General features: G+C 63.3%; 5 protein-coding genes. 1 reads left to right on the top strand and 4 read right to left on the bottom strand.

Annotation, left to right across the window (positions count from 1 at the left end; all coding sequences use genetic code 11):
• Positions 1–265: 265 nt before the first annotated feature.
• The gene (locus tag AC1DY5_RS34580; RefSeq protein WP_478118874.1) at positions 266–697 is read right to left on the bottom strand and encodes a universal stress protein; all 432 of its coding nucleotides are present in this window, start codon (positions 695–697) and stop codon (positions 266–268) included.
• A 227-nt stretch (positions 698–924) separates the two neighbouring features.
• On the bottom strand, positions 925–3,753 hold the full coding sequence (locus AC1DY5_RS34575; RefSeq protein ID WP_478118872.1) for a cation-translocating P-type ATPase: 2,829 nt from the start codon (positions 3,751–3,753) through the stop codon (positions 925–927).
• A gap of 1,535 nt (positions 3,754–5,288) precedes the next feature.
• On the opposite strand from AC1DY5_RS34575, the gene AC1DY5_RS34570 reads away from it, so the two are divergent.
• Entirely contained in the window at positions 5,289–5,807 is a 519-nt protein-coding gene (locus AC1DY5_RS34570; RefSeq protein WP_478118871.1) for a phasin family protein, read from the top strand.
• 95 nt (positions 5,808–5,902) lie between these two features.
• Here the strand turns inward: AC1DY5_RS34570 and AC1DY5_RS34565 are convergent, their stop codons facing one another.
• Entirely contained in the window at positions 5,903–6,667 is a 765-nt protein-coding gene (locus AC1DY5_RS34565; protein WP_478118878.1) for a ParA family protein, read from the bottom strand.
• A gap of 691 nt (positions 6,668–7,358) precedes the next feature.
• A partial coding sequence (locus tag AC1DY5_RS34560; RefSeq protein ID WP_478118876.1) for a transposase occupies positions 7,359–7,509 on the bottom strand: 151 nt, incomplete at its 5' end.

Genomic DNA, 7,509 nt, shown 5'->3' with positions numbered 1-7,509 from the left:
ATGAGCACGCACTGGATGCGCTGGTACTCCGCATGACTGCCGGCTCGCTTGAGCCGTTCCGCCAAGCGCTCAACAGTCGGCTTATCACCCACGATTAATGTCTTCATCCACGACTCCTTGAGGTTCGTGGGCTGACATCATATCTAATCTATTGAACGCAAATTGGTATCAGCGGTCTGCGCAGAACGACCGGTCCTGGCCGGTTCCGCGCGACTGCGCCGTCCGCTGTAGTGAGCCATGCGGCCGCGGACGTCACCCCGCTCGCTTATTTCACCAGCAGGACGGGCACCTTCGACAGGTGCACGACCTTCAGCGTGGCCGATCCGACCAGCAACTCGCGCAGCGCATCGCGCCCGTGCGTGCCCATTACGATTTCGTCGCAATGCAGCGCATCGGCCAGCCGGGTGACGACCTCCCCGACACGGCCGACCTCGGTGTGGGCGCTGTACTTCACGCCGGCCGCATCGAGCAGCGAACGGGCGTCCAGCAAGGCCTTCTCGCTCTCTTCGGCGTGAAACGCGGCGATCTGGTGGTGGCTGGCGAACTGGATGATCGCGCCGGACAGCGGCACCTGCACGTTGACCAGGTGGATCTCGAGATCGTCCGGATTGCGATAGTTGGCGCGTCGGGCGAGGACATGCTGGACGGCGTGCCGGGAGCATTCCGAGCCATCGATGGGCAGCAGAACCTTCTTCATGATGTCACCCCCCTTTCCGGCGCGACATCGCTGCGTGGCCCGGCACCGGTCGGGCGAATCTCGCCACGATTATGCGCGGCGGTGCGCGAGCCGCGCAAGCTCGAGCAGGCACATGGCGTTGTGCCTTGAGGATCTGCGGTTTGCCAGTCCTTGCGCACCTTCGCCGCGCACTCGTCGATGAACGCACGAACCCGGCGGGCCTGCATCGCGCTGCAGCGCGCGAACCGTCAATCGTCGCGCGCCGAGGCCCGCGCGGCGGGCGTCGCCACCTTGTGCCGGCGCAGGTACAGCTTAAGCAGTTCCATCGCCACCGGAGAGGCGAAAAAGAACGGCACCATCAGCAGCCAGTCGCTCGGTAACAGCGGCACGGTGTCGAAGAAAGGCGCCAGGAAGGGTATGTACACCACGCCCAGCACCAGCACGAAGGACGCCGCGACCGCGGCCACCATCCAGAGATTGGAGAACAGGCCGATCGAGAACACGCTGTAGTGCTCGGACCGCGCGGCAAAGGCACGGAACAGCTCCGAGGTGCACAGCGCCACGAAAGCCATGGTCTGTGCGGCCTCCAGGTGGTCCGGATAGCGCTGCAGCGCGAGATGGAACACTCCCAAGATCGCCAGCACGTCTACAGCGCCGACGACCCCGATGCTCAACGCCATGTCGCGGTTGATGACCGGTTCCTTCGGCGAGCGTGCGGCCTGCTTCATGATGTCGTCCTCGCCTTTTTCCATGCCGAGCGCGAGCGCCGGAGCGCCGTCGCTGACCAGGTTCAGCCAGAGCAGTTGCACCGGCCGCAGGGGCATCGGCATGCCGACAAGCATCGCGCCGAACACGATCAGGATCTCGCCCACATTGCAGGCGAGCAGGAAGTAGACAAACTTGCGGATGTTTGAGTAGATGATCCGCCCCTGCTCGATGGCGGCGACGATGCTCGCGAAGTTGTCGTCGGTGAGGACCATGTCGGCCGTCTGCTTGGCCACGTCGGTGCCCGTGATGCCCATGGCCACGCCGATGTTGGCGCGCTTGAGCGCCGGCGCGTCGTTCACGCCGTCGCCGGTCATCGCCACCACGTGGCCGCTCGCCTTGAAGGCGTCGACGATGCGCGTCTTGTGCTGCGGCGATACGCRGCAGCAGACGTCCAGCCGCTCGGCCCGCGCCGCGAGGTCGGCGTCGGAGAGCTTGTCGATCTCGGCGCCCGTGAGCGTCAGTCCGCCGGGCGTGCGCAGGCCGATGTCGCGCGCGATGGCCTCGGCGGTGTCGCGATAGTCGCCGGTCACCATTACGGTCTTCAGCCCGGCGCCCTTGGCGACCTTCAGCGCTTCGATCACTTCGGGCCGCGGCGGGTCGATCATTCCCAGCAGCCCGACGAAGACGAGGTCGCGTTCCACCGTCTCGGGGCTGAGCGTCTCGGGCATCGCCTCCAGCGCCCGGAACGCTACGCCCAACACGCGCAGCGCCTGGCCCGCCATGTCGCGGTTCTGTTCGAGGATGGTGTTGCGCATCGCCGCCGCGAGCGGCACGACATGGCCGCCATCGAGCATGCCCGTGCAAAGCTCGAGCACCACGTCGGGCGCGCCCTTGACGACCGCCGCCAGTGGCGGGTAGGCGAACCCGGATGCGGCGCCAACTCCCGCATTGCGATGGATCGTCGTCATCCGCTTGCGCTCGGAGTCGAACGGAATCTCCTGCACCCGCGGCATCGTCTTCGCGAACGCGTCCTGCAGGTAGCCGGCCTTGGCCGCCGCGACGATCATCGCGCCCTCGGTCGGATCGCCGATGATGTTCCATCGTGAGCCCGACTCGTCGGGGCGCTCCTCCAGCTGGGCATCATTGCAGGCGATCGCGCCCTGCATCAGCGCCGAAGCGTCGGGGCTCGTGCGCGGGTCGAAGGCCTCCTCGCCATGGAAGAACGCGCCCTTGGGCGCGTAGCCCTCGCCCGTGATGCGGAGCCGCCGGCCGCCGGTCCAGGCCTGGACGACCGTCATTTGGTTTTGCGTCAACGTGCCGGTCTTGTCCGAGCAGATCACGGTGGCGCAGCCCAGCGTCTCCACAGCCGGCAGCCTGCGGATCAGCGCATGGTGCTTGATCATCCGCTGCATCCCGAGCGCCAGGCAGATGGTCACGATGGCCGGCAGCCCTTCGGGCACCGCGGCGATCGCCAGGCTGACCGCGGTCATGAATAGGCCGATGATCTCCTTGCGCTCGGCCTCCAGGTAGTTCATCAAGCCGACCTTCGCGACGTCAACGATGTCCGTATCGCGGAACAGGCCGTACACGAAGACGATCGCACAGATCGTCAGGCAAGCGGTGCCCAGCACCCTGCCCAGGTGCTCGAGCTTGGCCTGAAGCGGCGTGCTCTCGTCCTCGAAGGACTGGATCATCTGCGCGATCAGGCCGATCTGCGTGTCCATCCCGGTGCTGGTGACCAGCCCCTTGCCGCGACCGTAGGTGACCAGCGTGCCCATGAAGGCCGTGTTCTTGCGGTCACCGAGCGGGATGTCCTTGTCCAGCACCACCGCTGGGTCCTTCTCGACTGGCACGGATTCTCCGGTCAGCGAGGCTTCCTCCACCTTCAGGTTGAAGCATTCGAACAGGCGCAGGTCGGCCGGCACGAAATTGCCGGCTTCGATCAACACCACGTCGCCGACCACGATCTCGCGGCTGGGGATCGACAGGCGGTGGCCGTCGCGGATCACCTGCGCATTGGGCGCGGCCATCTTCTTCAGCGCCGCCAGGGCCTGCTCGGCCTTGGACTCCTGGACCACGCCGATCACGGCGTTGAGCACGACGATGACCATGATGGCGATCGAATCGACCCATTCGCCGAGCAGCAGCGACACCACGGCCGCGATCACGAGGATGATCACCAGGTAGTTGTTGAACTGGTCCCACAGCAGGGACCAGAAACCCGGGCGCGGGCGTTCCGATAGTTCGTTGGCGCCCAACCGCCCGAGTCGCTCCGTTGCCTCGCGAGCGGTCAGGCCCCGCTCGAGATGGGTCTCGAAGTCAGCGACGAGCTGGTCAATCGGCTTGCCGTGCGAATCGCGGTCATGCATGACGGGCTCCTGGTCGTGGCGCGAGTGTGCGCGCACCAGAGAGCGGATAGAAATCGAGGATTTGCCAGGCGACGCCTCAGCTCCACTACAGGTCCCGAATCGCCTCCTGGGCCTCGGCAACTCCTGGCCGCATTCTGGATTTGCCCGAGAGGCGCTAGCTGCCCCGGGCGACTCGCTCCCTCATCGATGAAATCCAAACATCCGTTTCATCGGCCTGCGAGAGGACCGCAGGAAGGTCAGGAACCGTCTCGATGAGATGCAGAAGGAACCGCGCCAGCCCGAAGCAGTCTCTGGCCCAAACAACTTCGCAAGCCCCGTAGCCTCCCTTCCATGAACCTGAATGACGACCATGAGTTGGCGTTGTTTACAGATGGGTTCGCGGTTCGCGCTGAGGTGGACACTGGCACGAGTTGCTGACCGAGTTCGCGGGCAAGTCGGCGCGATACGGGTGCCAGCAGCGRGAAAGCTGCCAAGACGAGCGCACAAAGTCTGCACTCGTGAACAACATAATGCGCATGGCTCCGCCCCCGAGCTGGTTGGGAATGCGCAGCATCGTGGGCGATTCGGACGGCTTTGTCCAGAGCGAGGGCCCGTTGATCTCTGCCTAGCTCCAATGTCGTCTTCAACACGGGCTGCCCTGCCGAAGGAGACCCTGGGCGTCTTCGGTGCGACGCCGGGCAACACATTCCTGCCGGACGGCGAGGGGCTGGCCGCTGCCTTGGAGCAACTAAGGCCACGACGTTCAACGGAACGGACGGATGCAGAATGGCTTCGAGGCTCCGCCCTTCCCTGCCCTGCTCCTGCACGTGGCCCAACGAGGATGCTCGGGCGCCCCGGTGACCGTTTTCTCAATGAATCAACAACCTACGCGCGCCGTCGTCAAAGTTAAACCTTAATTTTGATGGAATCTCGGTCTAACCATGAACGAGCTCATTTGGAACGGATTCCCTCGGGACTGGCTCCCTTGGGATCCTTTCTTTAAGACAAAGAAATTCCGTGTGAGTTGATCCGGGGACCGGCGTCGGATCGTTACGAACGTTGGGCCTCGGCTACCTTGAACATCGTCAGGTCCATGTCGGTGGGGGTCTTCCATCCACTTCCGTAGGTTCCCACCGCGTAGGCGTCCAGAACCAGGTGGTTCACCAGAGGCGAGACCCAGTCTCGATTTTCCAGGCGACGCTTGACCGCCGGAGTCGTGAACCTGGTGGCGGTGGCGTCGATCCACCGCGCTCGCTCGTCATCTGAGAGCTGGCCGAACTCTGCGTTGAGTTGCTTGAATCGGCCGGCAACCCACTTTCACGAGGTCCTCTCGGCTATCGCCATCGGTGGGGGCTGATCTTGCCCATCTACGGAACCGGAAGACCAAGCGCCACAATGTGAAACCTTGTGGTCGTAACTAAGGGAACTGGAATGCACACCCGCTTACACAAATGCCGCTCGATCTGTCACAAAACCAGCGCATGCTTGAGGTCAATGGTGCGCCGCAGCAAAGCGACATCAGATCCCACTGACCACCCCACCGCATGAGGCTTCACATGACTACAGCTGCCGAATTCAAAGCCGCGCAATTATCCAGCATCGACACTTTCTTCCATCTTGCTGGCAAGACGTTCGAAGGCATCGAAAAGCTCGCCGAACTGAACCTTCAAACCATCAAGACGCTGACCAGCGAAGTGCAGGAAGCCGCTCTGGCTTCGGTGTCGATTAAGGATCCGCAGGAATTGGTGACGCTGCAGTCGGGCTTGCTCAAGCCTGCCGGCGAGAAAACCGCCGCCTATGCCCGCCACGTGCGCGAGATCGTCGCCGCGACCAGGGCCGAGTTCACCAAGGCGGCCGAAGTGAGTGTCACCGAGGCGCGCAAGACGATATTGGCGGCGGTCGACTCTGCTGCGAAGAGCGTGCCGGCAGGATCGGAGCGCGCCGTGGCGCTCATGAAGACTGCCGTCGAAGGTGCGAGCAGCGCCGCCGAAGGTATGCAACTGGCTGTCAAGCAGGCGGCCGAGGTGGCAGAAGCCGGCCTCGACAACATGATCGATCTGGAACCGAAATCCTAGGGAGCCGCGTCCGCACGTGGCGGGGCTGACGCCTTTCCGACTTCGAAGTCCCGCCAACGAAGGCACTTCCGCCATCGGAGCCTTTCCGGGGTCACCTAGACGTTGAGCTCGTCGTGCAGCGCCACGAATTCCTGAGCCAGCTTGTGACGCGGCTCAAGGTAGATCATCGGCGTGGCGTGTTGATGGCTCTCGCGAATCCTCACGGATTGCGAGAGATAGGAATTCAGGACCGGATGGCCCTCCTCGATCAGCTCATTCACCAGCTGCTGTGGAAGCACGGCGCGGGGCTGGAACTGGTTGATGACGATCCCTTCGACGCTCAGGCCGCGATTATGGTCGTGCTTGATCTCCTTCACGTTGTCGAGCACCGAATACAGCGCGCGGCGCGAGAAATCGTCACAGTCGAAGGGGATCAGGCAGCGTGCGGCTGCGATGAGTGCCGAGCGCGTCAAGAAGTTCATGGCTGGCGGCGTATCGATGTACACCGCGTCGTACCCGTCGAGGTCCTTGAGAGCATCGCGCAGCTTGTAGATCTTGTGGCGGGACTCGAGCTTGCTCGTCAACGAGTCGAGATCAGCATGCGACGGGACGATGTCGAGGTTCTCGAACTCCGTCTCATGGATGAACGATTCGAACTTCGGCTCCTTGAAGCTGTAGCTCAGGGCCGACTCGAAAAAAGTCGCAATATTGGGTTTTGCGTCCTGCGCCTGCTCGCCCAACAAATACTGGCTTGAATTTGCCTGCGGATCGAGGTCGATCACGAGAGTGCGCAACCCCTGGGAGGCGCTGACGCCGGCGAGATTGCAGACGATCGTGGATTTACCCACGCCACCCTTTTGATTGAACACCACGCGCAACATCAGCTTGTCATCCTTGGGAACGAAGCCCGCAAGTCTACGAGATAGGGGGGCTTGCCGTCCTAACAAGATGCCGAAAGCCAAGGAGTGTTGCGACGAACTCACGCCAACTGAACGAAACGCGCAGTCGTTGCAGCTCGCTGTCAAGAACGCGGCAAGGTCATGGCGCATTCGCGACATCGACGGCTTGTCACTCCTCGCTGGAAACGAGTCAGCTGGACCACTAGAACGGCGTTGTCACGTTGGCGGAGGCGAAGCGCAAAACCGCTATGCGGGATCGCTGCTCAAAATGCGACGGACGGATTTGGGCGCCACCGGTGAAGGCACGCTACGAGTCGACAGCCTGGCGCCCCGCAGCCAGGCGGCCCAAGGGGTAGTTCGCCGATTCGTCTGCGTTCGTGCGTGCGGCATCGGATGGCGGCGACCAATCTGTCCTCCATCCCGTTGCCCGCCACCTGGCGGCCGGTGCTACACGAGCGCTCAACGAGCGAGCCGGTGACGCGACAAAGCAACCGCGGTAAGGCGACGGGTGATGGGCCGAATCATTCGTGCTAGGAGCCCGTCGGACTTGAGCCGCGGGGATCTGTTCGTTTGACCGCGCGGCGTCGATTGCTACGGCGCGAGGCGGAGTTGCCTTCCTCGAGGGGCCTGAGCGCCCCGCGAGTCGGGTCGTGGGGAGCATCTGCCTCCCTCTTTATGCGGCCCGCAGCACATGCAGCCGCTTGATATTCCAAGCCATCGTCACCAGCGACCATTCGCCGCGCGCCTTGTCCAGCCCGCGCATGCTCATCTGGCTCCAGCCCATCACGCGTTTGATGATCCCGAACACCGGCTCCACCGTTTGC

It is taken from the genome of Variovorax sp. P4_D9 (assembly GCF_056401695.1).
Note: the sequence above shows the minus strand (reverse complement) of the source record. Positions and strands in the feature narration are given on the sequence as shown.